The 25566-nt window shown below is 71.7% G+C and carries 27 protein-coding genes; 11 read left to right on the top strand and 16 right to left on the bottom strand.

Annotated elements, in window-relative coordinates:
* Positions 1-299: 299 nt before the first annotated feature.
* Positions 300-488 carry a hypothetical protein gene (locus AC0699_RS17925; RefSeq protein WP_478660977.1) on the bottom strand — a complete coding sequence of 63 codons (189 nt, stop codon included), beginning with the start codon at positions 486-488 and terminating at the stop codon, positions 300-302.
* Between the two features lie 324 nt (positions 489-812).
* Here AC0699_RS17925 and AC0699_RS17920 point away from each other — a divergent pair, with 324 nt between their 5' ends.
* Together AC0699_RS17920 and AC0699_RS17915 are read left to right on the top strand one after the other, a co-directional pair.
* Positions 813-2783 carry a HelD family protein gene (locus tag AC0699_RS17920; protein WP_478661095.1) on the top strand — a complete coding sequence of 657 codons (1971 nt, stop codon included), beginning with the start codon at positions 813-815 and terminating at the stop codon, positions 2781-2783.
* Between the two features lie 258 nt (positions 2784-3041).
* Complete coding sequence (locus AC0699_RS17915) at positions 3042-4262, top strand: lipase family protein (protein ID WP_478660975.1); 1221 nt, start codon at positions 3042-3044, stop codon at positions 4260-4262.
* 483 nt (positions 4263-4745) lie between these two features.
* On the opposite strand, the gene AC0699_RS17910 is transcribed toward AC0699_RS17915, so the two are convergent.
* The 3 genes from AC0699_RS17910 to AC0699_RS17900 all read right to left on the bottom strand — a co-directional run bounded on the left by AC0699_RS17910 (position 4746) and on the right by AC0699_RS17900 (position 6900).
* A complete protein-coding gene (locus AC0699_RS17910) occupies positions 4746-5435 on the bottom strand; it encodes a copper homeostasis protein CutC (protein WP_478660974.1) in 690 nt (229 codons plus the stop codon).
* 283 nt (positions 5436-5718) lie between these two features.
* Positions 5719-6093: a DUF6479 family protein gene (locus tag AC0699_RS17905; protein WP_478660972.1), complete on the bottom strand. Its 375-nt coding sequence runs from the start codon at positions 6091-6093 to the stop codon at positions 5719-5721.
* Between the two features lie 153 nt (positions 6094-6246).
* On the bottom strand, positions 6247-6900 hold the full coding sequence (locus AC0699_RS17900; protein WP_478660970.1) for a maleylpyruvate isomerase family mycothiol-dependent enzyme: 654 nt from the start codon (positions 6898-6900) through the stop codon (positions 6247-6249).
* A 103-nt stretch (positions 6901-7003) separates the two neighbouring features.
* Here AC0699_RS17900 and AC0699_RS17895 point away from each other — a divergent pair, with 103 nt between their 5' ends.
* Entirely contained in the window at positions 7004-7669 is a 666-nt protein-coding gene (locus tag AC0699_RS17895; protein WP_478660968.1) for an HD domain-containing protein, read from the top strand.
* 136 nt (positions 7670-7805) lie between these two features.
* On the opposite strand, the gene AC0699_RS17890 is transcribed toward AC0699_RS17895, so the two are convergent.
* Positions 7806-8072 (bottom strand): DUF4031 domain-containing protein, encoded by a 267-nt coding sequence (locus AC0699_RS17890; protein WP_478660966.1) that lies wholly within the window; start codon positions 8070-8072, stop codon positions 7806-7808.
* Entirely contained in the window at positions 8069-8422 is a 354-nt protein-coding gene (locus tag AC0699_RS17885; protein ID WP_453659580.1) for a hypothetical protein, read from the bottom strand. The genes AC0699_RS17890 and AC0699_RS17885 overlap by 4 nt, the downstream gene beginning before the upstream one ends.
* 131 nt (positions 8423-8553) lie before the next feature.
* Here AC0699_RS17885 and AC0699_RS17880 point away from each other — a divergent pair, with 131 nt between their 5' ends.
* From AC0699_RS17880 to AC0699_RS17865, 4 genes are all read left to right on the top strand, one after another.
* Positions 8554-9507, top strand: a complete 954-nt coding sequence (locus AC0699_RS17880; protein ID WP_478660963.1) for a MurR/RpiR family transcriptional regulator — start codon at positions 8554-8556, stop codon at positions 9505-9507.
* 100 nt (positions 9508-9607) lie between these two features.
* Positions 9608-10546 (top strand): N-acetylmuramic acid 6-phosphate etherase, encoded by a 939-nt coding sequence (murQ, locus tag AC0699_RS17875; protein WP_478660961.1) that lies wholly within the window; start codon positions 9608-9610, stop codon positions 10544-10546.
* A gap of 363 nt (positions 10547-10909) precedes the next feature.
* The gene (locus tag AC0699_RS17870) at positions 10910-11386 is read left to right on the top strand and encodes a sortase (protein ID WP_478660959.1); all 477 of its coding nucleotides are present in this window, start codon (positions 10910-10912) and stop codon (positions 11384-11386) included.
* A gap of 117 nt (positions 11387-11503) precedes the next feature.
* Positions 11504-12082 carry a class F sortase gene (locus tag AC0699_RS17865; RefSeq protein ID WP_478661091.1) on the top strand — a complete coding sequence of 193 codons (579 nt, stop codon included), beginning with the start codon at positions 11504-11506 and terminating at the stop codon, positions 12080-12082.
* 223 nt (positions 12083-12305) lie between these two features.
* On the opposite strand, the gene AC0699_RS17860 is transcribed toward AC0699_RS17865, so the two are convergent.
* From AC0699_RS17860 to AC0699_RS17840, 5 genes are all read right to left on the bottom strand, one after another.
* A complete protein-coding gene (locus AC0699_RS17860; protein ID WP_478660956.1) occupies positions 12306-12995 on the bottom strand; it encodes an ABC transporter ATP-binding protein in 690 nt (229 codons plus the stop codon).
* Between the two features lie 81 nt (positions 12996-13076).
* Positions 13077-14546 carry an ABC transporter permease gene (locus AC0699_RS17855; protein ID WP_478660954.1) on the bottom strand — a complete coding sequence of 490 codons (1470 nt, stop codon included), beginning with the start codon at positions 14544-14546 and terminating at the stop codon, positions 13077-13079.
* A gap of 34 nt (positions 14547-14580) precedes the next feature.
* Positions 14581-15831: an MFS transporter gene (locus AC0699_RS17850; RefSeq protein WP_478660952.1), complete on the bottom strand. Its 1251-nt coding sequence runs from the start codon at positions 15829-15831 to the stop codon at positions 14581-14583.
* A 9-nt stretch (positions 15832-15840) separates the two neighbouring features.
* Positions 15841-16704, bottom strand: coding sequence for a putative protein N(5)-glutamine methyltransferase (locus AC0699_RS17845; protein ID WP_478660950.1), 864 nt, complete (start codon positions 16702-16704; stop codon positions 15841-15843).
* A gap of 335 nt (positions 16705-17039) precedes the next feature.
* Positions 17040-17261: a hypothetical protein gene (locus AC0699_RS17840; protein ID WP_469766934.1), complete on the bottom strand. Its 222-nt coding sequence runs from the start codon at positions 17259-17261 to the stop codon at positions 17040-17042.
* Between the two features lie 112 nt (positions 17262-17373).
* Between AC0699_RS17840 and AC0699_RS17835 the strand changes: the two genes are divergently transcribed.
* The 3 genes from AC0699_RS17835 to AC0699_RS17825 all read left to right on the top strand — a co-directional run bounded on the left by AC0699_RS17835 (position 17374) and on the right by AC0699_RS17825 (position 19239).
* Positions 17374-18216, top strand: coding sequence for a helix-turn-helix domain-containing protein (locus tag AC0699_RS17835; RefSeq protein ID WP_478661089.1), 843 nt, complete (start codon positions 17374-17376; stop codon positions 18214-18216).
* The gene (locus AC0699_RS17830; protein WP_478660948.1) at positions 18197-18406 is read left to right on the top strand and encodes a DUF397 domain-containing protein; all 210 of its coding nucleotides are present in this window, start codon (positions 18197-18199) and stop codon (positions 18404-18406) included. Before AC0699_RS17835 ends, AC0699_RS17830 begins: the two co-directional genes overlap by 20 nt.
* Before the next feature lie 206 nt (positions 18407-18612).
* Complete coding sequence (locus AC0699_RS17825) at positions 18613-19239, top strand: hypothetical protein (RefSeq protein WP_478660946.1); 627 nt, start codon at positions 18613-18615, stop codon at positions 19237-19239.
* 129 nt (positions 19240-19368) lie between these two features.
* On the opposite strand, the gene AC0699_RS17820 is transcribed toward AC0699_RS17825, so the two are convergent.
* The 5 genes from AC0699_RS17820 to AC0699_RS17800 form a co-directional block, all read right to left on the bottom strand.
* Positions 19369-20061: a DUF4232 domain-containing protein gene (locus AC0699_RS17820; protein WP_478660944.1), complete on the bottom strand. Its 693-nt coding sequence runs from the start codon at positions 20059-20061 to the stop codon at positions 19369-19371.
* 183 nt (positions 20062-20244) lie between these two features.
* A complete protein-coding gene (locus tag AC0699_RS17815) occupies positions 20245-21210 on the bottom strand; it encodes an amidohydrolase family protein (protein WP_478660943.1) in 966 nt (321 codons plus the stop codon).
* A gap of 77 nt (positions 21211-21287) precedes the next feature.
* The gene (locus tag AC0699_RS17810) at positions 21288-22697 is read right to left on the bottom strand and encodes an MFS transporter (RefSeq protein ID WP_478660941.1); all 1410 of its coding nucleotides are present in this window, start codon (positions 22695-22697) and stop codon (positions 21288-21290) included.
* Entirely contained in the window at positions 22694-23278 is a 585-nt protein-coding gene (locus AC0699_RS17805; protein ID WP_478660939.1) for a TetR/AcrR family transcriptional regulator, read from the bottom strand. Before AC0699_RS17805 ends, AC0699_RS17810 begins: the two co-directional genes overlap by 4 nt.
* Positions 23279-23365: 87 nt before the next feature.
* Positions 23366-24847, bottom strand: a complete 1482-nt coding sequence (locus AC0699_RS17800) for an alpha/beta hydrolase (RefSeq protein WP_478660937.1) — start codon at positions 24845-24847, stop codon at positions 23366-23368.
* Positions 24848-25232: 385 nt separating this feature from the next.
* On the opposite strand from AC0699_RS17800, the gene AC0699_RS17795 reads away from it, so the two are divergent.
* On the top strand, positions 25233-25566 hold a 334-nt coding region (locus tag AC0699_RS17795; protein WP_478660935.1), incomplete at its 3' end, for a PAS domain S-box protein.

The following is a 25566-nucleotide window of genomic DNA, read 5'->3' as shown; positions in this document are numbered from 1 at the left end:
CCTGATGCGTTCAGTGAGCGGGCGGTCACGTTCCGGTACGGGTTCGTCACGGCCGCGACCCTAGTCGATCAGCGGGGTCGCGGCGGCGGCCTCGGAGGCTGCGGCGAAGTCAGAGGTAGTGGCGGAGTCGGAGAGGCGGCGGCGCGGTCAGAGGTGGCGGCGGAGTCGGAGAGGCGGCGGCGCGGTCAGAGGTGGCGGCGGAGTCGGAGAGGCAGCAGCGCGGTCAGAGGTGGCGGCGGAGTCGGAGAGGCAGCAGCGCGGTCAGAGGTGGCGGCGGACGCGGAGAGGCAGCAGCGCGGTCAGAGGTGGCGGCGGACGCCGGCCTCTTCGCTGTACTCCCCGAGGACCGCCACGCCGAACGCCGTGGTCATGAAGACCTTGACCGCGCGCAGCATGTCGCCGAGGCGGTGCGCGTGGTGCGCTGCGACGCCGGTGGCGGTGGCGCCGTGACCGGGCCTGGTGGATGGGTTGAAGGTGGCTGAGCTCATGTGTCCAGGATGCGATTGCAGCGCCCGGAACACATCGACCTGCGGTCTGAACCCTGAACCGGGACGCGTACGACTTCGGATATACGGCGTCCCCTACGGGGCGGACCCCGCCCCGCGAAAAACCATTCGCCCGGGCTCGGCGGGCTGACTACAATCGCCCGTCTTGCCCGCCTCCCTCGCAGGAGTGCCGCCGTCCGGACGGAAACCGGACGCGCAGCCATGCCGTAAGTCCAACGTACCTTCGGAGGCCGCGCCGTGCCCGCGCACGATCCACTCGCCCATGAACGCTCCCATCTGACCGCTTCCCGCGCCGCGCTGCGCGCGATGCGCGAGGACGTCCAGGCCCTCGACATCCGCGATGTCACGGCGAACTGGGTCAACGCCGCGGTCCTGGAAGCCCAGATCAACGAGCGGATCAAGGCCCTGGCCGACCTCGCCCACACCCCGCTGTTCTTCGGACGCCTCGACTATCTGCTCACGAGGCAGGAGGGGCAGCGCCCGGCGCCGGAGGCGGCTGATGGACCGCTGTACATCGGGCGTCGGCACGTCCATGACTCCGACGGCGACCCGATGGTGATCGACTGGCGCGCGCCGGTCTCGCAGCCGTTCTACCAGGCCTCCAGGAAGGACCCGATGGGCGTCGGCCTGCGCCGCCGCTTCGGCTACACGGGCGGCGACCTCACGGCGTACGAGGACGAGCACCTCACCGACCCCACCGAGGGCGAGCGGACCAGCAAGCTGCTCCAGGCGGAGATCGAGCGGCCGCGTGTCGGGCCGATGCGGGACATCGTCGCGACGATCCAGCCCGAGCAGGACGAGATCGTACGGTCGGGCCTGGCCGGCACGGTGTGCGTCCAGGGCGGCCCCGGCACCGGGAAGACGGCCGTCGGCCTGCACCGCGTCGCGTACCTCCTCTACGCGCACCGGGAGCGGCTGGCCCGTACCGGCACGCTGGTCATCGGGCCGAACCGGTCCTTCCTGCACTACATCGAGCAAGTCCTGCCGGCCCTCGGCGAGTTGGAGGTCAAGCAGGCGACCGTCGACGACCTTGTCGCCCAAGTCGAGGTGCGGGGGACGGACGAGGCCGCGGCGGCGGTCGTCAAGGGCGACGCCCGGATGGCGGAGGTGCTGCGGCGCGCCGTTCGCTCCCACGTGACCATGCCCGTCGAACCCCTCATGGTGGTCCGCGGCTCGCGGCGCTGGCGCATCCCCGCGTACGAACTCGAAGAGATCGTCCAGGAGTTGCTGGACCGGGACATCCGCTACGGCGCCGCCCGCGACGCCCTTCCGCAGCGCATCGCGCACGCGGTGCTCGTCCGCATGGAACAGTCGGGCGAGGCGCCGGACGACCGGGTCCAGGACGCGGTCGCGCGCAACGCGGCGGTGAAGGCGGCGGTCAAGGCGATCTGGCCGCCGGTCGACCCGGCGAAGCTGGTGCTGCGGCTGCTCTCGGAACCGGACTTCCTGGCCGAACACGCGGACGGGGTGCTGACCGCCGACGAACAGAAGGTGATCCTCTGGGCCAAGCCCCCGCGCTCGGCCCGTGCGGCTCGCTGGTCCGCCGCGGACGCGGTCCTGATCGACGAGGCGAACGATCTCGTCGAGCGCACGCACTCGCTCGGCCATGTGGTCCTGGACGAGGCGCAGGACCTGTCCCCCATGCAGTACCGGGCGGTGGGCCGTCGCTGCACGACGGGCTCGGCCACGGTCCTGGGCGACCTGGCGCAGGGCACCACCCCGTGGGCGACGGCGAGCTGGTCGGAGGCGCTGTCGCACCTCGGCAAGCCCGACGCGGCGGTCGAGGAGCTGACGGCCGGCTTCCGCGTCCCCCGCGAGGTCATCGCGTACGCGTCCCGTCTGCTGCCCCACATGTCACCGGGCCTGGCGGAGGTCCGCTCGGTCCGTGAGTCCCCCGGCTCCCTGGAGATCCGCGCGTCGGGAGACGACGGCGACGTCGTCACCGCCTGCCTGTCGGCCCTCCGCCACGAGGGCTCCATCGGCCTCATCGCGGCCGACGCCCGCGTCCCGTCCCTCGCGGCGGCCCTGACCGCGGCGGGCCTCCCGTACCTGGCCCCCGGCGAGGAGACGACCCCCGACGCCCGCCTGACCCTGGTCCCGGCGTCCCTCGCGAAGGGCCTCGAATACGACTACGTGGTCCTCGACGACCCCGCCTCCATCGTCGCCGCCGAACCCGACGAACGCACCGGCCTGCGTCGCCTGTACGTGGCCCTGACCCGCGCGGTCTCGGGCCTCACGGTGCTCCACGCGTCCCCACTGCCGTGGCAGTTGGCGTGAGCCCGGGGGCCGGGGACGGCGCGGGTTCTGGGCGCCCGGAGCCGGCCCTGGCCGTGCGGCAATCCTGGCCCCAGGGGCTCTCGCCCGGTGTCAGGCGTCGACGGAACGGTCCACTCCCCGCACCCTCCGGCATCCGACCTGTCCCGTAGGGGATGGGGCATCCGGCATCCCCTACGGGCCCCGAGGGGGTTTTCCCCCTTTGCGGCCCGGGGGGTCGCAGCATGTCCCGGCGGAGCGGCCGACGGGCATGATCCATCCATGACTTCACGGCGAACAAAAATCCGGATTCTGGCTGGTGCTGGGGTCCTCGGCAGTGTGTCCGCCCTGCTGGCTCCGGTCTCGGCGGCAGCCGGCTCCCACAGCGACCGGGCACAAGGCGGGGCCGTCGTCTCCGTCGAGCAAGCGGCCGACCTCACAGCGGAGGAAGTGGCCGGGGAACTCCGGGGAAAGATCGACTCGTCCCAGGTCCGCTACGGCGTGACCGCCTATCGGGTCACCTACCGCACCACTGACAGCGCGGGCGCCGCCACGACCGCGAGCCAGCTCGTCGTCCTGCCCAAGAACGGGGCGCGCCACCTGTCCACCGTCTCCTGGCTGCACGGCACCACCGTCCACCGCAAGGACGTCGCCTCGGAGAATCCGAAGTCGAACGACCGGCTCGTCGCCCTGCTGTTCGCCTCGACCGGGCGGGCCGTCTCGGCGCCCGACTACGTCGGCCTCGGCTCGGGCGAAGGCTTCCACCCCTACGGTGACCCTCGGGCCACCGTCGCGGCCTCGGTGGACGGCTTACGCGCGGCCCGGACCTTCGCCCACCGGAACGGCCGGGAGCTGAAGCGGAAGGTCCAGGTCAGCGGATTCTCGCAGGGCGGCCCCGCGACCATGCTGGTAGGCCGGGCACTTCAGCAGAAGGGCGCCGACCGCTACTTCAGGCTGGGGGCACTCGCCCCGGTCAGCGGCCCCTACAACCTCTCGGCCTTCGAGGCCGCCGCGGCCGACGACAAGATCGCCAAATCCGGCATCTACCTCGCCTACTTCGTCACCGCCTGGAACAAGATGTACGGCCTCTACACGTCACCCGGCGACGTCTTCCGCTCCCCCTACGACAGCAAGGTGGAGGGTCTCTTCGACGGCCATCACACCGCCGGGCAGATCGTCAGCGAACTCCCGGCGGCCTCCAAGGACCTGTTCACCGAGGACTTCCTGAACAAGATCCGCAAGCCCGACGGTGTCCTGAAGGACAAGCTGCGCCAGATGGACAACACGTGCGACTGGCGGCCGAACGTACCGGTGGAGATCTTCCACGGCCGGGGCGACAAGGACGTCGACTTCAGTCACGCGGCGTACTGTGCCGACCAGTTGACGAGGAACGGCGCCGCACACCGGCTGACCGACGTCGGCGACTACGACCACAACGGATCGGTGCGTCAAGCCCTGCCCCGGATCGTCAGGTTCTTCGACGAGTCGGCGAAGACCGACTGAAGCGCGCCACCGGCGAGGGCTGGTCGATCCGAAGTTACGTCACAAGACGGAAGGGCACCCTAACGTCTCGTTGACCTCGACGGGGCACCTGGCGGACGGGCCAAGCCTCACACCCCACGGCCGCAGTCGGGAGACGGCCCCGGGGCGGGGCCGTGCAGGGTCGGCCCCGCAGGGACCGGCGGAAGTGCCGGGTATCCCTCGGCACCGGCGCCCCGCCGGTCCCGAGGAGTCGAGCCCGGAGGGGCCCCGCACCGCCACCCACCGGCACACCCCAGCCGTCCGGCGTTCGAGGACGGACACACCGGACGCCACCACGGCACCGGGCACACCGTCACCCCGCACCCTCACCACCCACCGGCAGCAGCCACACCAAGCCCGTCCGGCGATTGAGGACGGACACACCGGCCGCCGTCACGGCACCGGGCACACCGTCACCCCGCCAGGGTCGGAGGGCCCGGAGGGCCCCCGCCCCCCTCGGCGGGGCTAGCCGTCGAGCGCCTCGCGCCACTCCCGTACCGCGCCCGCGTCCACCGGCGCCTCCCACCCCCGCGGCCGCGCCGCACCGCCGATGTGGAAGGCGTCCAGGCCCGCCGCCCGCAGGGCGGGGAGGTGGTCGAGGCGGAGGCCGCCGCCGACGAGGAGTTGCGCCTCGTAGCCCGGGTCACCCCGCCGGGCCGCCTCCGCGAGCAGCACCGGCAGCCCGTCGTCGACGCCGGCCGCCGAGCCCGCGGTGAGGTACGTGTCCAGGCCGGGGACGTCCGCGAGCTGCTTGCGCAGGGCTTCGCGGTCCGCCGCGCGGTCGATCGCCCGGTGGAAGGTCCAGCGGCAGCCCTCCAGCTCCGCCACGAGCCGCTCGACCGTCACAAGATCGGGGTTGCCGTGCGTGTCGAGGAAGCCCAGGACGAACTCCTCCGCCCCCTCGGCCCGCAGCCTCCGCGCCGCCCGCACCAACGCCTCGACATCGCCGGACACGAACCCGTCCGCGAGCCTCAGCATCACCCGGAGCGGGATGTCCACGGCCGCGCGGATCCGGGCGAAGGTCTCCCGGGTCGGAGTGAGCCCGTCCGCCGCAATGTCGCTGACCAGCTCAAGGCGGTCCGCCCCTCCGGCCTGGGCGGCGACCGCGTCCTGCGCGTCGAGGGCGATCACCTCCAGGAGTGCACGGTTGCTCATGGCCATCCTCCGCCAATAGATCTTCGGGTGAATAGGTCTAGTCCAATAACGGACCCAGCCTAGTCCGCACCCTCCGACCGTGCACCCGCCCCGCACCCGCCCCTCCGCCGGCCCCCGCCGACTCCCCGCCGACTCCCCGCCAGCTCCCCGCCGACCTTCCGCACCAGATACCGTCACGCGGCGCAGCCAGGCCTGCGACCCGCTCGAACCCGTTCCGGGCGTGCGCCTGCAACGCGGCGGCCCTGCCGCTCACCGCGGCAGGGCTCGTCGACCCGATGGCCGATCAGCCGCCCAGGCTGCCGCTCCCGAAGGCTCCGCCGCTGCGCCTGCCGTGCTTCGGCCGGTCTTCAGGGCCCTTGCCGGTGCTGTGCGACGAATGGGTGTTCAAGTTGTACGGAAGAAGCCGCCCGCCGTCGTCGGGGAAGGTGCCCTCGTCCTCCTCCCGGACCTCCTCGATGTGCTCACGGTGGTCGGGCGTCTTCGGCTGGTCCTCGGGGCGCGGCGTACGCAGCCGGGCCCGCCGCCTCCCGTCCCACCACATGGCGCCCCCCAGGAGGACGATGAGGATGACTCCGAAGGTGAGTGGGCCGATCGCGGCCAGCGGCGTGGCGGCCAGATCAGTGGCCGGACCGCTCTGGACCATCAGCAATGCGTTCATGGTGTCAGCCTCCGCACACCGGGGATGACGCACAGGCGCTATCCATTATCGCCCGGTATGCCTCTTACGCCAGCACGCCGGCGGAAGTGACGGCGGAGGTGACGCCGGGAGCCACGACGGAGCCACGGCGAAATCCACGGCGGAAGCATCGCATCAGTCGAAGAAGACCAGGTCCCGCTCCTTCGCGCCCGTCAGCTCGTACCGCGTCTCTGTCAGCGGCCGCCCCGCCAGCAGCCGGATCAGCGTGGCCGCGGACCCCGTGTACGTCGCCGGGTCCGGGCTGTCCGCACCCAGGACGAGCGGTGCGTCATGGCCGTCCAGCCGGGCCAGCAGCGGCTGTGTCTTCCGGGCCCGGGTCAGCCCGGCCAGCAGGGCGAGGGCGTGCACCAGCCCGTCCCCCTCGTACGCACCGGGCTCACCGAGCGCTTCCCGTACGTCCCCGGCGTGCACCCACTCCCCGAGCGCGATCCCGTCCAGCAGCCCGTGCCCGGCGGCCGCGATGACCGGCCCCGCCTCGGTCATCCCGCGCTCCAGCTCGTCGACGACGGCGCTGTTGGACCAGTCGGCACGTTCGGCGATGTCCCGGTCGTTCGACTCGGGGCTGAACACCCCCTCCTCGAACCGCCCTTCCACCACCCGCATCAGCGCGGCGGAGCAGTGCGCGAGCACGTCCCGTACGGTCCAGCCGGGGCACGCGGTCCGCAGCGCGAAGTCCTCGTCGGGCCGGGCGCGCAACAGCGGAACGAGCGCATCGCGTTCGGTGCGGAGCAGAAGTCCGGGAAGTTCGGGGTCACGGATGTCAGTCATGCCCGCCAGCAAACCGCCGCGGCCGGGCGGCCGCAACGGTCGGTCCCGGTGCGCCCTCCACCCGGCACCCCGGGACAACGCAGACCACGGCACAATGACCCGCATGTCCGCCCTGCCCCCGCACGCCGCCCACGACGACCTGCGCCGCCGCTGGGCCTCCGCCGTGGCCGCGGCCCGCGGCACGGACGAGTACGCGCCGTCCCCGTACCGCTACGCCGACAACCTGCTCGCCCGCTGGGCCGAGCCCCAGCGGCGCTACCACACCACCGATCACCTGGTCGCCGTCCTCGGCCACATCGACACGCTCGCGGAGTACGCGGACGACGCCGACCTCGTACGCCTGGCCGCCTGGTTCCACGACGCGGTCTATCTCCCGGAGCGGTCCACCAACGAGGAGCGCTCCGCCCGTCTCGCCGAGCGCGCCCTGCCCGAGCTGGACATCGACGAGGCCCGTACGAACGAGGTCGCCCGGCTGGTCCGCCTCACCAAGAGCCACGCCGCGCAGGAGGGCGACAGCAACGGCATGGTCCTCTGCGACGCGGACCTCGCGATCCTCGCGTCGGCGCCGGACGCGTACGCCGCCTATGCCGCCGCGGTCCGCGAGGAGTACGCCTTCGTCCCGGACGACGCGTTCCGCGCCGGCCGTGCCGACGTGCTGCGCCACCTTCTCGGCCTGCCGCGCCTCTTCCGTACCCCCTACGGCGAGCGCGCATGGGAGGCTGCGGCCCGCCGCAACGTGTCGGCGGAGCTGCAGGACCTCGCGACCTGAGCGGGTAGTAGGCGGACACGCCCCCGCAGACACCCACCGGGCCCCCTCCGCAGACACCCACCACGGACACCCACCACGGGCCCCCTCCGCAGTCACCCACCACGGGCCCCCGCGGACACCCCCGCGGCCAACCCCCTTACACCTGCCGGTGCTTCGGCCGGCGCAGCCCCGCCTCGGTGAGCCGCCGTACGAGCACCTTGGACCCGACCTCCACCGCACCCGCGCGCACCGCGTCCTCGTAACGCTCCGATGGGACGTCGTAGTGGTCGCGCTCGAAGGCGCGCGGCGGGCAGCCGATGGACGCGGCGAAGGCGTGCAGCTCCTCGAACGACACATCGCTGACCAGGTGGGACCACATACGGCCGTGTCCCGGCCAGTTCGGCGGGTCGATGTAGACCGTCACGAGAGTCCGCCGACCGGGGCGACCACCACACCCGCCTTCCCGCAGACCCAGTGCGGGTCGGGTCCCAACTCCGGCTCCACATCGAGGGCATGGGGTTCGCCCGAGGTGCAGACCGGGCAGATCGGCCACCGCCCGTACTGCTCCAGCAGCGCGTCCTGCACATCCTGGGCGATCAGCCCGGCCACGTACTCGGCGCCCTCGGGCCACTGCTCGACCCACCAACGGCGCTCCACGACCGCTTCCTCGACGAGCGAGACGACCTCGGCATGGGCGACGTCGCGGGCGGCGAGGTCCGCGAGCACGAGGGCGCGGGCGGCATGCAGCGCCTGCTCGAGTGGGTTGACTTCCATGCAGTCATTGTCACCCCGGCCGCCGCCGGTCCATAGGGCGGCAGGTCAACCGGTCGGCCGACCCGCGGGTCAGCAGGCCCACGGGACAAAGGGGGTTGACCGTTCAAGGAAGGCGAAAATATCTTTCAAGGGTGACCAATGACCTGAAGGATTCTTTCACCGCAGGTGGCGGGACAGGCACCGGTCCGGGCACCGGCGGCGACGCCCCGCCGGCGCCCGCCGCGCTCGCTGCGAAGGTGCGTACGCTCGCGCCGTCCATGACCCGCTCCATGCAGCGGGTCGCCGAAGCCGTCGCCGGCGACCCGGCCGGCTGCGCGGCCCTCACGGTCACCGGCCTCGCCGAGCTCACCGGCACCAGCGAGGCCACCGTGGTCCGCACCGCCCGGCTCCTCGGCTACCCCGGCTACCGCGATCTGCGCCTCGCGCTCGCCGGCCTCGCCGCACAGCAGCAGTCCGGCCGCGCCCCGGCCGTCACCGCCGACATCGCGGTCGACGACCCCATAGCCGATGTCGTCGCCAAGCTCGCGTACGACGAGCAGCAGACCCTCGCCGACACCGCGGCGGGTCTGGACACCATCCAGCTCGGCGCCGCCGTCAGCGCCCTCGCCGCTGCCCGCCGCATCGACATCTACGGCGTGGGCGCGTCCGGTCTGGTCTCCCAGGACCTCGCACAGAAGCTCCTGCGCATCGGCTTGATCGCCCACGCCCACAGCGACCCGCACCTCGCCGTCACCAACGCCGTGCAGCTCCGCTCCGGCGACGTCGCCATTGCGATCAGCCACTCCGGCTCGACCGGCGACATCATCGAGCCCCTGCGCGTCGCCTTCGACCGCGGTGCGACGACCGTCGCGATCACCGGGCGCCCGGACGGGCCGGTCTCGCAGTACGCGGACCACATCCTCACCACCTCCACCGCCCGCGAGAGCGAGCTGCGCCCGGCGGCCATGTCCTCCCGCACGAGCCAGCTGCTGGTCGTCGACTGCCTGTTCATCGGCGTCGCGCAGCGTACGTACGAGAAGGCCGCGCCGGCCCTCGCCGCCTCGTACGAGGCCCTCGCGCACCGCCACAGCCCCCGCACCCGCTGACCTCGCTGACCTCACCGAGAGACAGCAGAGCCACCGAGAGACACGAGACACGCCGAGAGACACCGAGCCACACCGAGCCACACCGAGAGAGTCGCGCCCCATGACTGCCACCCCCCGCTCCACCGAACTGCGTGCGCAACTGGCGAGCCTCACCACCGAGGCGTTCCGCCCCGAGCTCGCCGACATCGATCAGCTCCCCACCGCAGACATCGCCCGCATCATGAACGGCGAGGACCGGACCGTTCCCGCCGCCGTCGCCGAACAGCTCCCGGCCATCGCCGCCGCGATCGACGCGACCGCCGAACGGATGGCCCGCGGCGGCCGTCTGGTCTACGCGGGCGCGGGCACGGCCGGCCGGCTCGGCGTGCTGGACGCGAGTGAGTGCCCGCCCACCTTCAACACGGCCCCTGACGAGGTCGTCGGCCTGATCGCGGGCGGCCCCACCGCGATGGTGACGGCCGTCGAGGGCGCGGAGGACTCCAAGGAGCTCGCCGCGGCCGACCTGGACGGGCTCGGCCTCACCGCCCTCGACACCGTGGTCGGCGTCTCCGCGTCCGGCCGCACCCCGTACGCGATCGGCGCGGTGGAACACGCCCGGGCGCGGGGCGCCCTGACGATCGGCCTCTCCTGCAACGCGGACAGCGCGCTGGCCGCGGCCGCGGAGCACGGCGTCGAGGTCGTGGTCGGCCCCGAACTCCTCACCGGTTCCACCCGGTTGAAGGCGGGCACGGCCCAGAAGCTCGTCCTCAACATGATCTCGACCATCACGATGATCCGTCTCGGCAAGACCTACGGAAACCTCATGGTCGATGTCCGCGCCTCGAACGAGAAACTCCACGCCCGCTCCCGGCACATCGTCGCCCTGGCCACGGGTGCGGCCGACGACGAGATCGAGACGGCCCTGACCGCCGCCGACGGCGAGGTGAAGACGGCGATCCTGATGCTGCTCTCCCACCTCGACGCCGCGACGGCCGCGTCCCGCCTCAAGCAGTCGAACGGCCACCTCCGGGAGGCGCTCCGGTCGCCGGACGGGCCCTAGATGGTCTGTCCGCGGATCAGGCCGGCCCCAGAGCCTGTCGTTCGGATCTTGCCGGGGCCTGATCCGAACGACAGGCCCTAGCCCGTTCGCAGTCCTTCCGGTGGCTCCTCCGCGGTGCTCGCCTCCGCTCCCGTGACCTGCATAAACGATCAAGCGGGAGCGGCCGGTGCGCCTACCCGGGTGAAGAACTGTCAATGTGTCAGGTTGCTGATCTGACGGACTGTCGGTTGCCTCGTGAGCAGAACCCAGCACGGGAACAGCGCAGGGAACAGCACAGGCACCAGACAGACAGACCGGACACTGCTCCGGCTCCGTTGGAGGATTCATATGCGCGGCACACGAGTTGGTGTAGGTATCGGGCTGATGGTCGCGGCCCTTGGTCTGTCGGTCCCGGCCACTGCCGTCGCCGACGACTCGGACCTGAGTATCAGCCCGAGGAACGCCTCCCCGGGCGACACGGTCACCGTCACCACCACGGCCTGCGGCGAGGAGACCTACGGCAAGGGCCAGTCCGAGGCGGGCGGGGCGTTCCACCTCTTCGCGGGTGGCAGTGAGGGTGAGCTCACCGGCGAGTTCAAGCTTCCGGAAGGGGCCTCCGGCAGCGACACGGTCACCATCAAGTGCCCGCCGCGGACCAAGCTCACGGACAGCTACGAGGTCAACGGCGGTGACAACGGCGATGACGACGATGACGACGACCCGAGCGGTGCGGTCGACGCCGGCTTCGGGGACACCACGGACAAAAGTACGCAGCTCGCCGTGGGCGGTGCGCTGCTCGCCGGCGCCGCCGCCGGCGGTGTGGTCAGGATGCGCCGCCGCCGGAGCGGCATCCGGGCCTGACCCCGCGTCCGAGCCCTGACCGCGATGGAAACCGGGCCCGGGAGCGGCGCTCCCCCACACCCGTACATCCCTTCGGTCGAGTACGTCCCTTCGGTCAAGCTTCTGGCCTGCGCGCTGATGGCGGGCCTCGTACTGGTGATCAACGCGGCACGCGACGAGCGACCGCCGCAGCCCTCGCCCGCCCAGGCCTTTCCCACCTCCGTACGTCCCGCTCCCGGGCCTCCCGCCGTGCGGCCGCTGCCCCCGTCGGATCCGGTCCGGCTGCGTGCCGCCGCCATCGGCGTGGACGCCCCGCTGGTACGACTGGGCCTCGACGCGGCGGGGGCACTGCGGCCCCCGCCCGCCGACAGACCCGGCCTCGCCGGCTGGTACGGCGGCGGCACGGCTCCCGGCTCGGCGGGGACAGCCGTCACCACCGGGCACGTCGACACACGCACCGGCCCCGGCGTCTTCCACGACCTCGGCGCCCTGACCAAGGGCGACACGATCGAGATCAGCCGCGCGGACCTGCGCACGGCCGTGTTCACCGTCACCGCGGTGGAGGTCTACGCCAAGAAGAAGTTCCCCGACAAGAAGGTCTACGGCAGCTCCGGCCGGCCCGAACTGCGGGTGATCACCTGCGGCGGCAACTACGCCAAGCGCACGGGCTGGCAGGGCAACGTCGTGGTCTACGCGACGCTGACCGCGGTGAAGTGACGCCGTGCGCACCCGGCCCGGGCCCACCGCCCGGGCCGGACCGCGGTCCCCCACGACCCGCAGCCGGCACCGGACGACGCGGGCCACACGGCCCCACGGACCGCACGGCCGCCGAGCCCCGCACGAGCCGCACGGCCGCACGGCCGCCGAACCCTGCCCGGACCCCACGGCCACCGAGCCCCGCCCGAGCCACACAGCCACCGAACCCCGCCCGAGCCACGGGTTACGCCGCTCCCACCGACTGCTCCCGGATCGTCACCCGCCCCTTCCGGATCGTCGCCACCCGCGGCGACCTCCGGGCCAGGGCCGAGTCATGAGTGACCATCACGAACGTCAGCCCGTTCTCCTCCCACAGCCCCTCCAGCAGCTCCATGATCTCGTCACGCATCGACTCGTCGAGGTTGCCGGTCGGCTCATCGGCGAGCAGCACCGCCGGCCGCTTCACCAGCGCCCGCGCGATCGCCACCCGCTGCTGCTGCCCGCCGGACAGCTCACCGGGAAGATGTCCTCGCCGCTCCCCGAGCCCCACCGACGCGAGCGCCTCGCCCGCCCGCTCCCGCCGCTCCGCCGCCTTCAGCCCGAGCGGTACGAGCGCGGTCTCGACGTTCTCCTGAGCCGTGAGCGTCGGCACCAGGTTGAAGCTCTGGAAGACGAAGCCGATCTTCTCGGCCCGTACGCGCGTCAGCCGCGCCTCCGGCAAAGAGGCCAGGTCCACGCCGTCCAGCACGACGGACCCCTCGCTCGGCCGGTCCAGGCCCCCGAGCATCTGCAGCAGCGTGGACTTGCCACCACCGGTCGGCCCCTGGATGACCAGCCGCCCGCCGTCCTCGATGACCAGATCGACCCCGTCGAGGGCCTGCACGGTGTCCTTACCGCGCCGGTACCGCTTGCTGACCCCACTCAGCTCATACATGTTCCAACTCCAGCCGCACGTAGAAAGCGCGTAGTAAGCGCGTAGAAAGCGCGTGTAAGCACGTGATCGAAGGGGGCGGGACTACTCGACCCGCCGCAGCGCGTCCGCCGGACGCAGCCGCGATGCGCGCCAGCCGCCGAACAGACCCGCGATGAGCCCGCCGGTCACCGCGAGCGCCACGGCCAGGCCGATGGTCGTCAGGGAGACCGGCGCGGTGAGCGCGATGTCCAGGGCGCGGGAGGCGGACTCCCGCACGGGACCGCCCGGGCCACCACCGCCGACGACCATCCGGCCGCCCATCCCCTGGCCGCCGCCGGAACCGCCGCCCAGCTGCGCCGTCAGCGTCGGGCTGAACGCGGTGATCGCCCACGCGCCCGCCAGTCCGAGCCCGATCCCCAGCGCCCCGCCGATCAGTCCGTTGACGAGCGCCTCGCCCGCCACCTGCCCGGTGACCCTGCGGCTCTTCCAGCCGAGTGCCTTCAGCGTGCCGAACTCCCGCACCCGCCGGCTCACCGCCGACGACGTCAGCAGCCCGCCCACCAGGAACGCCGCCGCCAGCACCACGATGGACAGCCACTTGCCCACGCCCGTCGCCAGGTCGGAGGCCGTGGACAGCGACCCCGACACCGTCTCCGCCAGATCGGCGGACGTCGTCACCGTCGTCCCGGAGACGTTCTTCTGAATGCCCGCCTTCACACTCTCGATCCGCTGCGAGTCGGTCGCCCTCACATAGACCGTCGTGACCTTGTCCTTCGCGTCGGCCAGGGTCTGCGCCTGCGCGAGCGGCAGATAGACATTGGCGGCCGCGTCCCCGCTGTCCGCCGTCGCGATCCCGACGATGCCGAACTTCGTCCCGGAGATCGTCAGCGTCTTGCCGACCGAGAGCTTCTGCTCCTTGGCGTACGCGCTGTCGACGACGGCGACCTTCGCGGCGGTCTCCGACGCGGCGAACGTACGCCCGGACGTGATCTTCGACGAGGTCAGCGGACCGAGCTCCTGATGGGCGACGTCCGTCCCGTACACGGAGTACGAGTTCACGTCGAAGTCGGCTCCGCCGCCTCGCACCTCACCGGTGACCGGACCGCCGCCCCGCTGTCCCTGGCCGGGCCCCTGCTCGTCCTGCTTGAACTCGCCAGGCTTGAACTGCCCGTTGACCTTCATGACCCGCACGTTCAGCCCGCCGACGGCGTCCGCGACCCCGTCCTGCTTGCCGACCTGCGCGACGGTCGACGACGCGAGCGTCTCGAAGCCCTGGACCATGACGATGTCCTGGCTCTGCTCGGCGTCGTCACCCTCGCCCTTCGCGTCGAACTCGAACCGCGGCCGCCTGACCGTCTCCCCCTCCCCGGGCGGCGCGGCGGCCTTGGTGACGGTCATGTCGGTGCCGAGCCCGTACAGCGACTCCAGCACTTTGCCCTGCGCCTGGCTCATCCCGGCCGAGACCGAGTTGACGACGATGACCAGGGCGATTCCGAGAGCAAGCCCCGAGGCGACGACGAGCGCCGCCTTCCTGCGGCGGCGCAGCTCGCGCCTGAGGTAGGTGAAGAACATGGCGCGAAAGCTATGGACGCGGCGTGAGGGTGGGTTAAGGCCGGGATGAGAGCCGCATGAGTGTTGTGGCGTCCTCTGTACGCCGGCTCCGCTCGGCCCACCGCACCGCCGGCCCCAGTCCGTACGACGCGGCCAGGAAGAGCCCGCCGAGCAGCAGCCATCCCGGGACACCCCAGGTCACGAGAAGTGCGGTGAGCACGAGCGGGCCCAGGGTGCGGGCCACCGTCACGCCCGTGCCGAAGAAGCCCTGGTACTCGCCGGTCCGGCCGTCCGGGGCGAGGTCGAAGCTGATCTGCCAGGAGCCGGCGGAGTGCAGCATCTCACCGGCCACGTACAGGACCGCACCCGCGACGAGTGCGACGACCGCCGCCCACACCGGCACCCCCACCACACCGGACGTCGCTGTGACCGCGCACGAGACGAGCATGATCACGCCGGACCGGCGCACGGCGCCCACCGCCGTACCCAGCGAGGTGACACCACGAGCCGCCCGCACCTGAAACGCGGCGACAGCGAGCGTGTTGAGCACGAACAGCGCCGATACGAGCCAGGCCGGAGCGTCCGTCCGCTCGCTGATCCACAGCGGTATCCCGAGGCTCAGCAACGGCATCCGCAGCAGCAGCACCGCGTTGAGCAGGGTGATCAGCAGGTACGGCCGGTCGCGCAGGACGACGAGCGCCGGCCCCTTGCCGGAGGACTGCACGGGCCCGACTGCCGGAAGCCGCAGCAGCACGAGCGCGCACACCAGGAAGCTCACCACGTCCAGCCCGAACACCGCGAGATAGGCGGTCCTCGTTCCGGACCACAGCGCGAGCCCGCCGAGCCCGGCGCCGACGGCCAGCCCCGCGTTCAGGGTCGACTGCAGATGCGCCAGTACACCGGTCCGCTCCGCCGGCGCGACAAGCCCGGCCAGCAACGCCTGCCGGGCGGCGGCGAGCCCCGACTGCGCGGCGGCGTACAGGCACGCGGCCAGCAGGAACGGCCAGAAGGACCGTACGACGAGGAACGACGCCACCGCCGCACTCGTCGCCAGAGCAAGCAGCACCGCCGTCCCACGCGGCCCCCGCCGGTCGGCGAGCCGCCCGAGCGGTACGCCCACGACCGACCCGATCGCCCAGGCGAGGGTCAGCCCGATGCCGATCCTCGCCGGGGCGAGGCCGACGACGTGCGTGAAGTAGAGCGCGGAAGTGACGTAATACGCCCCGTCACCGAGGGAGTTGGAGAGCTGGGCGAGAGCGAGGATCCGGGGCGGTCCGGCGGGCGGCAGGAAGCGATTCGTCGTCACACCTTGACGCTACGGCCCCGATGGCCCGTTCCCCAGGGCCACTTCCGGCTCGATCGGTTGGGCAACTTGGCCGCCGCTGTCAGCCGGGCAGCCGGGCAGCCGGGTCCCGATGACGACCGTGGCGTACAGCTCGTCGGACGTGAGCACGCGCGGCACCAGCCCGCTGCGGGCGACCACCTCCACCGCGGACGCCGCCTGCCGCTCGCTCGTCTCGAACAGCAGACAGCCACCGGGCGCCAGCCACTCCCCCGCCTCCCCGGCCACTCTCCGCAGCACGTCCAGCCCGTCCGCGCCGCCGTCGAGCGCGACGAGCGGCTCGTGCACACGGGCCTCGGCGGGCAGCAGCCCGACCTCCTCCGTCGGTACGTACGGCACGTTCGCGGCCAGGATGTCGATACGTCCGCGCAGCTCACCGGGCAGCGCATCGAAGAGGTCCCCCTCGTACACGCGGGCGCCCTCGGGGACATTCCGCCGGGCACACCGCACGGCCGCCGGGTCGACGTCGGCGGCGTACAGCTCGGCACCGGGCAGCGAGGCGACCAGCACGGCCCCCACCGCGCCCGTGCCGCAGCACAGATCGACGACCACGGACGCGTCCGGCCGGGCGGCCACGGCCTGCCGGACGAGGAACTCGGTACGTCGGCGGGGCACGAAAACCCCTGGGTCCACGACGATCCGCAGACCACAGAACTCGGCCCACCCGAGGACGTGTTCCAGGGGATGCCCGTCCACGCGCCGCTCCACCATGGCGGCGAGCTCGACGGGCGTACGGGCGGTGGAGAGAAGCAGCTCCGCCTCGTCCTCGGCGAAGACACAGCCGGCGGAGCGAAGGCGGTTGACGATGACGGACGGATCCAGAGATGAAAGCGACACGGGAGCCTTTCGGAATACCGAACGGGGCTCCCTCACACACCTATGACGACGCGGAGGCGAGCACCCGGCCTGCAACAGCGGTAATGGGTCCCACCTCCTAGGTCCGGTCCTGGCACTGCTGGAGCGGCCACCTTACCCCGGCAGCCGCCTCTCCCGATTACGCTCCCGCACCCGCGCCCGCAACACCTCGCCGGGCGGCGCCGGACTGAGCGCCTCGGGCGGACAGTCCCACTCCCGCCCGCCACCCGGCGGCCGCAGTTGCACGTACGGCCCCTCGCGCCCCATCACGCGACCGATGCGCCCGTCGCGCGAATCAATCGCGTAGTCCCCGGGCCTCACTTGCGCGCCTCGTGGAGGACGGCGGCAATCCGCAGCGCCGTGTCCAGGTTGCAACGCCCCAGGTCGACCAGGGGGTACGTCACCGACTCACTCGTCAGCGACACAAGGTCCACCCGCAGGGACGGCAGGGTCACCCCCACCTCGTCGAGCTCTCCCCGTAGCTGCGCCACAACCTCTTCCGCGGCCCGCAGCCGCTCCGCCGATCGCACGAGCACCATCGGACACCTCCACTCTGAGTGTGTACGTTCTCTACACAGCGTGGTGGCCGGAGGGCTAGCCTGACCAGTATCGACGGCCCAACAACCCCACGTGCGTGACACGGAGTTGACATTGCCTGGACCGAAGGATCTCGACCCCTCCACGTCTCCCAGGGCTCTGCTCGGCGCGGAGCTGCGCCATGCCCGCGAGAACGCCGGCCTCAACCAGCGCGAGCTCGGCGAACCGCTCTTCGTGAGCGCGTCGTTCATCGGGCAGCTGGAGGCGGGTACGCGAAGAATGCAGCCGGACATCGCGCGCAGGATCGACGAAATACTGGGGACGAACGGGTTCTTCGAGCGGAACTGCAAGGCCGCCAACAAGTCGAAGTATCCGGACCACTTCGCCGAGGCGGCGGAGGCGGAGGCTGTCGCTACGGCGATCAAGGAGTACGCGCCGCTGCTGATTCCGGGCCTGCTGCAGACGGAGGCGTACGCGCGGGCGGTGTGCCGGGCATACCAGCCGACGGCGCCGGAAGAGGTCATCGACGAACTGGTCGAGGCAAGGCTGGAGCGGGCGCGGCTCCTCGACGATCCAACAACGCCGCTGTTGTGGGCGGTTCTGGACGAAGCGGTGCTACGGCGGGAGGTCGGCGAGGGGGCCGTGATGACAGAGGCCCTGGGCCACATCGCCGCACTGATCCGCCGCCACCGCGTGATCGTGCAGGTGATGCCGTTTTCGGCGGGCGCGCACGCCGCCCTGGACGGCGGGCTGAAGCTGATGTCCTTCCCCGACGCACCCCCACTCGCCTACGTCGACGGCCTGGGGACAGGATGGTTGCTGGACGACCCGGCCACGGTGACCCGTCACGAACTGACCTACGATTTGGTAGCGGCCAGCGCACTGTCACCACAAGAATCCCTGGCCTTGATCGAATCGGTGGCGGAGGATGACGCCCATGAAGAGCACAGGCCCTGAGTACGACCTGAGCACGGCCACCTGGCACAAGTCCAGCTACAGCGGCGGCGACGGCGGCAACTGCCTCGAAGTCGCCGACGCCCACCCCGGCGTCGTCCCCGTCCGCGACTCCAAGAACCCCGACGGCCCGAAGCTCGTGTTCCGGGCCGCCGCCTGGGCCGCCTTCGTCGCGGACCTCAAGACCTCGTGATGGTCAAACCGACCCGTACAGCCGGGAAATCTCCGGAAGTTCACCTGTGCGCGGGCAATTCGTTCGGAGCATCCGACGGCAATTATTGAGCTGATCGAATGATCGGCCAAGGGAATGCGGTGGGCCGACTGGAAATTGTCGACCGGTCACAAAGAATGGAGGGACTTCCGGGAAATCTCCCTGACCGAATCGACAAGGAGCATTGAATGCGCCCTGAAGGCAAGGTCGTATCGCCGCCCGCGCGGCGTTCGTGGTGGTCCACACGGCTGGCAACCGGCGGCGTCACCGCGCTGGCCGCCGTCTCGCTGGTAGGCGCGCTGGGTGGCGCACCTGCCCAGGCGCAGGACCTCGAACCGAATGCGCAGCTCGCGTCGACCGTCCTGTCCACCGGCTGGGGTTCCCTCCCCTCGGCGGACCCCGACCCTGACTCTGGCAAGGACAGGGACAAAGACAAGGACAAAGACAAAGACAAGGACAGGCCCGGTGACGACGGGTGCTTCGAAATCGACACCGTTCGCCAGGAAGCGGCCGGCGGTGGGGCCTTCTACGCGGCGACCAGTGGCGGAATCGCGTTCGTCGGAGACGAACTCACTCCTCTCGGGACCATCGACTGGGACGACCTCTCCGATGAGGGAGGAGACGTGCCCGTCGGCGCCTGCGGGGTGTCCATTGACGTCGGCCCTACCGATGGCAGTGACATCGTCGTCGACGTAATCACCACGTCCGGGACCGTGCACACCATCGTCTGCGAGCGCACTGGGGCGGTGATCGACTCTTGCGGCACCTGGGTCGAGCGCGACGCACCCGAGCCCGGGGCCACGCCGGAACCGTGAACCAGAGGCGGAATGCCTACCGCCTGACCGTCCTGATCCCCTCGGGGACGCAGAAGTGATTGCCGTGCCCGCTTCGGCCGGGCACGGCAATCGTGCGTTCCGCCGGCGCTCGCTCAAGGACCACGCCCGCTACAGGCTGAGGGCGTCCTCCGCGTTGCCGAACCAGGCAGTCACGGAGTTCTTGTCGGGCGAGACGTAGAAGCCGGGAGTCGACGCCGTGAGCGGCTTCTGCTCCAGGTCGGACTCGGTGTTCATGGTCATCGCGATGGAGTCGACGGTCTTGCCCTTGCCGTCGTTCGCCCCTCCCATGAGCCCGGCGTACGCCGTCTCGCCCGGCGCGAGCTTCATCGCGTCCTCGATGCCGGGGGCCTCACCCCGCTCCGTGGCCTGCCCGTCCAGGTCGCCGAAGGTCACGATCGGGTGGCCCAGCACCCTGCACGGCTTGCCGCTCTTGTTGGTGATCTTGAGCAGGTAGCTGCTGGTCGTGGCATCCGCGAGGGTCGCCGTGAACTTCACGTCGAACGTGCTGCACGGGAAGACGTTGTAGTCGGGGTCGGACGACGAACCGTCACCGCCGCCGGACGAGCCCTTGCCCGGGGAGCCGGCGGGCGTCGCCGGCTTCGAGGGGCTCCCGGGCTTCGAGGGGGCCGCCGGCTTCGAGGGGCTCGCGGGCTTGGTCGGGCTCACGGTGGGCGCTTCGGCCCCGCCGCCGGTCTGGTCGGTCGGGCCTTCCTTGGGCCCACAAGCCGTCAGGGCCAGTGCGGACACGGCGGCGAGAACGACGGCGGCTCTGCGAACGGTACGACGTGCCTGGTTGGTCATCTTGTTCCCCCGAGTGAGAAGCGCGAGTGCGCTGGACTGAGCACAAGCGTCCCGCAGAACCTTCACAGGATGGTGACGGAGCCTTGCCGAATCCACCACGGAGGACGGCTCACGCCGCACGGGCCGAGGCTTGAGCCTCGGGCTCCGAGCGTTCTTTGCAAGGAATGGACGCCGGCGAAAGAACTACTCCCGCTGGCCCTGCCCGGTTCCGCTACCCGACGGAAGCAGCTCCGCCCCCGCCTCCAGCACCTCCTCGGCCACCTCCGGCATCAGCGTCTCCTCGATGAAGGTGACGGCCCGGCGCAGTCCGTGCCCGGTCTGGTACGGGAAGTCCGTGCCGAGCATCAGCCGGTCCGCGCCGTACGATTCGGCCGCCGCACGCAGGGCGGGCTCGTGGCCGTGGGCGACGGTGTCGTAGTACATGCGGCGGGCAGCGACCGTCGGCATCTCGGCGATGTCCGGGGCCTCCCAGGGGACGTGTTCGTCCGCGCGGGGCAGCAGCATCGGCAGTGCGCCGCCCAGGTGCGAGTGCACGATCCGCACGCGCGGGAAGCGGCTGGGGATGCCCTCGATCATCAGGTGCATCGCGCAGATGGTGTCCTCCATCGGCGCGCCGACCATCCACCGCATCCGGTTCTCGGCGATCAGCGGCGACCCGGCGTCCCGCCCCGCCGGGTGGAGGCTCAGTACCGACCCCCGATGGTCCAACTCCTCGAAGAGCGGCAGGAAGGCCGGGTCCCCGAGACTCCGTCCGAGGACCGACGTCGTCAGCCCGGCCCCCGCCATCCCGAGTACGTCGAGCGCCCGCGCCAGTTCCTCCAGTGAGGCGTCCAGATGCGGCAGGGGCAGCGCGGCGAATGCCGAGAACCGTTCGGGCCAGTCGCGTACGACCTCGGCGTACAGGTCATTGGCAACGCGCGCGGCCGTCACCGCCTGCGCTTCCTCCCGGAAGTACGGCGTCTGCGGTGAGACGGACAGGATCTGGTGGTCGATGCCGGCGGCGTCGTTCATCGCGAACCGGGCGTCGAACTCCTCCGTGCTGTCCCCCGCTCCCAGGCCGCGCTGCGTCGCGGTGTCCTCACGCCCGTAGGACTCCAGGAGGCGGAGATAGCCCTCGCTCCACAGGTGGGCGTGCACATCGGTCCGCATCCCTTCCAGCGTCGCGCCGGTCCTGCGCGGTGTCCACCGGACCGGAAGGGCGTGGCGGACCACGCTCACGCCCGCGCTCAGGGCGTCGCTCTGAGCCCCGGCAGCCTGGTGGCCAGCAGCGCGCCGATGACCGCCACGGCCGCGAGGACCACCAGCGCGGTCCCCATCGCATCCGTGAACGCGCCGCCTGTGACGGCACTCGGCGCGGCGGGTGCGGCGGACACGGTGGGCGCGGCGAGGGTCGTCAGCGTCGTCGCGACGGCGATGCCCAGTGTCGGGCCGAGGTTCATCGCGGTCTGCTGGAGTCCGCCGGTCACCCCCGCGGTGTCCACGGACGACTGGTGGACGATGGCGGCCGTCGCGGTGACCATCACCGTGCCGAATCCCGCGCCGAGCACGAGAAAGCACCCGCCGATCGCCAAGGAGGCCGACGCCTGGTCGAGCCGGGACATCAGCAGGACGCCGACGGCGACGAGCACCATGCCCGCAACTGCGGTACGGCGGGGGCCCTGTCGGCGCGCCAGCACGGCGGCGACGGGCGCGCCCAGCACCATCATCACGGGACCGGGGAGTGCGGTGAGGCTGCTGCGGAGCGGGTCCAGGGCCAGGACGTCCTGCAGGTAGTACGTGCCGAGGAAGAGGGCTCCGAACATCGCGGCAGACGCGGCCACCAGGACGCCGAGCCCGGACGTGATGGTCGCGGACCGGGCCACGCTCGCGGGCACCAACGGGCTCGGGGCGCGTCGTTCGTGCAGGACGAAGGCGGTGCCGGTGGCGGCCACGGCGGCAAGTCCCAGCAAGGTCGGGGCTGTTCGGCCGGCCTCCGGCAGGCCGACGAGGGTGTGCACCAGGCACGCCAGCGCCACCGCGAGCAGGCAGGCACCGGGCAGGTCGAGTCGTACGGGCGCGTCGGAGGCGTCCCGGGTCTCCGGGATGCGTACGGCGAGGGCCAGCAGGCCGGCCGCGAGCGCGGGGGCGACGCCGAGGAAGAAGACCGCGCGCCAGCCCAGGTGGGCGGCGAGCGCGCCGCCGATGAGCGGCCCTGCGGCGGCCGCCAGTCCGATGGCGCTGGTGCGCAGGGCGATGGGCATGCCGAGCCGGTCGCGCGGGTACGCGGCGCGCAGCATGCCGAGGGTGGCCGGTTGCAGCAGCGCGCCGAAGATCCCCTGGAGGACGCGCAGGCCGATGACCCAGCCGATGCCGTCCGCCAGGCCGATGGCCGCCGAGGTGGCGGCGAAGCCCAGGATCCCGATGGTGAAGACGCGCTGATGGCCGTACCGGTCGCCGAGGCGTCCGGCGAAGACGAGCAGGCTTGCCACGGCGATCAGATACCCGGTGCTGGTCCACTGGACCTGGGCGAAGGAGGCGTCGAGGTCCCGCTGCATGAGGGGCTGCACGATGGTCAGCGCGGTCCCGTCCAGAGCGACGATCGCGGCCCCGGTGATGCTGCCGCCGAGGATGAAGCGCTGTCGGTGGCTTGGGTTCATCGGGCTTCCGGCCCGAGGTGCGCGTCGAGCGCGGCGCGCAGCAGCGGTTCGACGTCGTCGGCTCCCGTCACGAGCGGGAGGCTTCCCCACCCCCACAGCTGGGCGATGCCGTGGAGGTTGGCCCACAGCGCGCCCGCGACGACCCGCGGCGGCACGTCGCTCCGTGGCTCCGCCCGGCTCACGAGGTCCACGACGACGTCGAACAGCGGCAGACTCGTCTCCCGCAGGCCGAGATGGTTGCTCTCCAGCAGGTCGTGGCGGGCCATCAGCTCGAACATGCCGCGATTCGACAGCGCGAAGTCGAGGTAGCTCCCGCTCAGCGCCATGAGCTGGGCACGGGGGCTCGCGTGCCCGTCACCGATCGCCTCGGCGGCCCTGCGGGCGAGTTCGGCGAAGCCGCGTCGCGCGATGGCGGACAGCAGCTCCAGGTGAGTGGGGAAGTAGCGCCGGGGAGCGCCGTGCGAAACCCCGGCCTGGCGGGCGATCTCCCGCAGGGACAGGGCCTGAATGCCCTCCCTGGCCACGAGGTCGACGCCGACTTCCACCAGACGGGCTCGTAGGCCCGTGTCCTGATCATTCATAGACACTGTCTACCCGACATGGGTAGACAGTGTCTACTCGCTTGTGTCGCGTCCCACCACGACGGGCCGGTTCGTGCGGCGTGGCGCCTACGGCCGGGCGCAGAACGTGTCACGGGCCGGGCGCTCGCCCGTGACGAGGAAGTCCGTCACGGCCTGGTCGCCGCAGGCGTTGCCGTTCGCGCGATAGGCGCCGTGGCCCACCGAGTCGACGGTGATCATGCGGGCCCGGTCGCCGAAGGCCTCGCGCATCTTCAGTGCACCGGCGAGTGGCGTCGACGGGTCGCGCTCGTTCTGGATCATCAGGATGTTGGACGGGCCGTGCGGGGTGATGGTGGTCGGGCGCTCTCGTGGCCGGTCCTGCCAGAAGGAGCACGGCATGACGTTCACCGGCATCCCGGCGGTGAGCGGGTGGCTCTTCCGGCTCTTCGCCACATCCCGCCGGTACGCGGGGACCGAGGCCCCCCGCCAGTCGACGTCGTTGCAGATGGTGGCGGCGGAGACGGCCGCGGTGTTCTGCATGATCTCGTCGGGCAGCACCGGCGGGGCGGGCAGCGGGTCCCCGTCGCGGGCGGCGGAGATCAGCCGGGCGAGGGCGGGGAAGCGGTCCTTGGAGTAGAGGCTGTCGAGCAGGGCCTGGCGCAGCACATTCCCGTTCAGCTGCTCGGGGTTGGCGCCGGGCCACGGCAGGGGCGAGCGGTCGAGGCGGGCGGCGAGCGCCAGGAACATCGGGCGGATGTCTTCGGGGTGCTCGGCGAGCCGGTCCGGGTTGCCGGGGTCGGCGGCCCAGGCGGCGAAGTCGGGGAACGCGTCCTCGACGCCGGTCGCGTAGTTGGCGAGCCAGGTCCGCGCGACCCGCTTCGGGTCCGGGTCGTCGTTGCTGTCCAGGACCCAGCGGTCGGTGCGGTGCGGGAACATCTGCGCGTACACGGCGCCCGCGTACGTCCCGTACGACACGCCCCACGCCGAGAGTCTCCGCTCGCCGAGGGCCTCGCGGATGCGGTCGATGTCCCGCGCCTCGTTGCGGGTGCTGATGCTGCGCAGCACCTCGCCGCCGTTCTGCGCACAGGCGTCGGCGAGACGGCGGCCGGACGCCACGTTCGCGTCGATGCCGCCGTCGGCGGCGGGCCACGGGCGCAGGTTCTGCAGGGACAGCTGGTCGTGGGTCAGGCCGCAGCTGACGGGTGTGCTGCGGCCGAGGCCGCGCGGGTCGAAGCCCACGATGTCGTAGGCGTCACGTACCGACTGGGGCAGTTTCCGCCCGGTCGTGGACGGGCCGTTGATGCTGGAGCCGCCGGGTCCGCCGGGGATCAGCAGGAGCGTGCCGCGCCGGGCTTCGGGCTTGTCGCTGCGGATCCGGGAGATGGCGAGGGAGATCTGCGGACCGCGGGGGTTGTCGTAGTCGAGCGGGACGGCGAGGGTGGCGCATTCCTGGCGGGGGTCGAGGCTGGTGCCGGTGCACGTCTCCCAACGCACTGTGTCGTCGGGCGTCGTCGCCACGGCCATGGGTGCGGCGGTGGCGACGACGGCGGTCGCGAGGAGCGTGATCTGCATGGTCCGCGTGATTCTCATGCGATGAGCCTCGCGGAATCCGGGGCCGGGCCCCATCCCGTCAACTGGCCTGTTGGAGGTGGGGGTTACCCCAGCACCGTGAGGGGTGCAGACCCTGACGATGGCGAACGGCCGCCACCCCGGCTCGGGGCTTGAGCCGTCCCACGGCACATGCCCGCGCGCTGGGCCCGAGCCGTCGCGGCGACGCGGCTGCGCCACATGTCTGAAGCGCCGTCTGCAGCGCCGCAGCCGGCGTCGCAGACCGGGCGGTCACCGGTGAGCGACCATATAAGACAGAGGCGGTCAGAATCGGACTCCCCGGGGTACAACCGGACGCACTGCGGTGAGATGTCCGGATACGCAGCCGCGGACACCACAAGCGGCAGAACCCCGTCCGGGAGGCACCATGGAAGGTACGACCGCTGCAGTCTCGCTGGAGTCCGACCCAGGCGACGCGGGCACCGCCGGGCCCTGCCGGTGCGGGGCCGCCTCGAAACCCGAGGTGCCGGCGGCGTCGGCGGAGGAGCGGTTCCGGGGGCTGCTGGAGGCCGCACCCGACGCCATGGTGATCGTCGACGACGCCGGCACCATCCGCCTCGTCAACGCCCAGACGGAAGCCCTCTTCGGCTACCGCCGCGAAGAGCTCCTCGGCCGCCCCGTCGAGATCCTCGTACCCGGACGCTTCCGCGAACACCACGCCCACCACCGCAACGGCTACACCCAGAACCGCCAGGTCCGCC

Source organism: Streptomyces sp. NPDC043870 (genome assembly GCF_056435785.1).
Note: the sequence above shows the minus strand (reverse complement) of the source record. Positions and strands in the feature narration are given on the sequence as shown.

Excerpts from the sequence above, each read along its gene's own strand:
- AC0699_RS17925 (WP_478660977.1), bottom strand. The coding sequence starts at position 488 with ATGAGCTCAGCCACCTTCAACCCATCCACCAGGCCCGGTCACGGCGCC.
- AC0699_RS17920 (WP_478661095.1), top strand. The coding sequence starts at position 813 with ATGCGCGAGGACGTCCAGGCCCTCGACATCCGCGATGTCACGGCGAAC.
- AC0699_RS17915 (WP_478660975.1), top strand. The coding sequence starts at position 3,042 with ATGACTTCACGGCGAACAAAAATCCGGATTCTGGCTGGTGCTGGGGTC.
- AC0699_RS17910 (WP_478660974.1), bottom strand. The coding sequence starts at position 5,435 with ATGAGCAACCGTGCACTCCTGGAGGTGATCGCCCTCGACGCGCAGGAC.
- AC0699_RS17905 (WP_478660972.1), bottom strand. The coding sequence starts at position 6,093 with ATGAACGCATTGCTGATGGTCCAGAGCGGTCCGGCCACTGATCTGGCC.
- AC0699_RS17900 (WP_478660970.1), bottom strand. The coding sequence starts at position 6,900 with ATGACTGACATCCGTGACCCCGAACTTCCCGGACTTCTGCTCCGCACC.
- AC0699_RS17895 (WP_478660968.1), top strand. The coding sequence starts at position 7,004 with ATGTCCGCCCTGCCCCCGCACGCCGCCCACGACGACCTGCGCCGCCGC.
- AC0699_RS17885 (WP_453659580.1), bottom strand. The coding sequence starts at position 8,422 with ATGGAAGTCAACCCACTCGAGCAGGCGCTGCATGCCGCCCGCGCCCTC.
- murQ (WP_478660961.1), top strand. The coding sequence starts at position 9,608 with ATGACTGCCACCCCCCGCTCCACCGAACTGCGTGCGCAACTGGCGAGC.
- AC0699_RS17870 (WP_478660959.1), top strand. The coding sequence starts at position 10,910 with ATGGTCGCGGCCCTTGGTCTGTCGGTCCCGGCCACTGCCGTCGCCGAC.
- AC0699_RS17865 (WP_478661091.1), top strand. The coding sequence starts at position 11,504 with ATGGCGGGCCTCGTACTGGTGATCAACGCGGCACGCGACGAGCGACCG.
- AC0699_RS17860 (WP_478660956.1), bottom strand. The coding sequence starts at position 12,995 with ATGTATGAGCTGAGTGGGGTCAGCAAGCGGTACCGGCGCGGTAAGGAC.
- AC0699_RS17855 (WP_478660954.1), bottom strand. The coding sequence starts at position 14,546 with ATGTTCTTCACCTACCTCAGGCGCGAGCTGCGCCGCCGCAGGAAGGCG.
- AC0699_RS17840 (WP_469766934.1), bottom strand. The coding sequence starts at position 17,261 with ATGGTGCTCGTGCGATCGGCGGAGCGGCTGCGGGCCGCGGAAGAGGTT.
- AC0699_RS17830 (WP_478660948.1), top strand. The coding sequence starts at position 18,197 with ATGAAGAGCACAGGCCCTGAGTACGACCTGAGCACGGCCACCTGGCAC.
- AC0699_RS17825 (WP_478660946.1), top strand. The coding sequence starts at position 18,613 with ATGCGCCCTGAAGGCAAGGTCGTATCGCCGCCCGCGCGGCGTTCGTGG.
- AC0699_RS17820 (WP_478660944.1), bottom strand. The coding sequence starts at position 20,061 with ATGACCAACCAGGCACGTCGTACCGTTCGCAGAGCCGCCGTCGTTCTC.
- AC0699_RS17815 (WP_478660943.1), bottom strand. The coding sequence starts at position 21,210 with ATGCGGACCGATGTGCACGCCCACCTGTGGAGCGAGGGCTATCTCCGC.
- AC0699_RS17810 (WP_478660941.1), bottom strand. The coding sequence starts at position 22,697 with ATGAACCCAAGCCACCGACAGCGCTTCATCCTCGGCGGCAGCATCACC.
- AC0699_RS17805 (WP_478660939.1), bottom strand. The coding sequence starts at position 23,278 with ATGAATGATCAGGACACGGGCCTACGAGCCCGTCTGGTGGAAGTCGGC.
- AC0699_RS17800 (WP_478660937.1), bottom strand. The coding sequence starts at position 24,847 with ATGAGAATCACGCGGACCATGCAGATCACGCTCCTCGCGACCGCCGTC.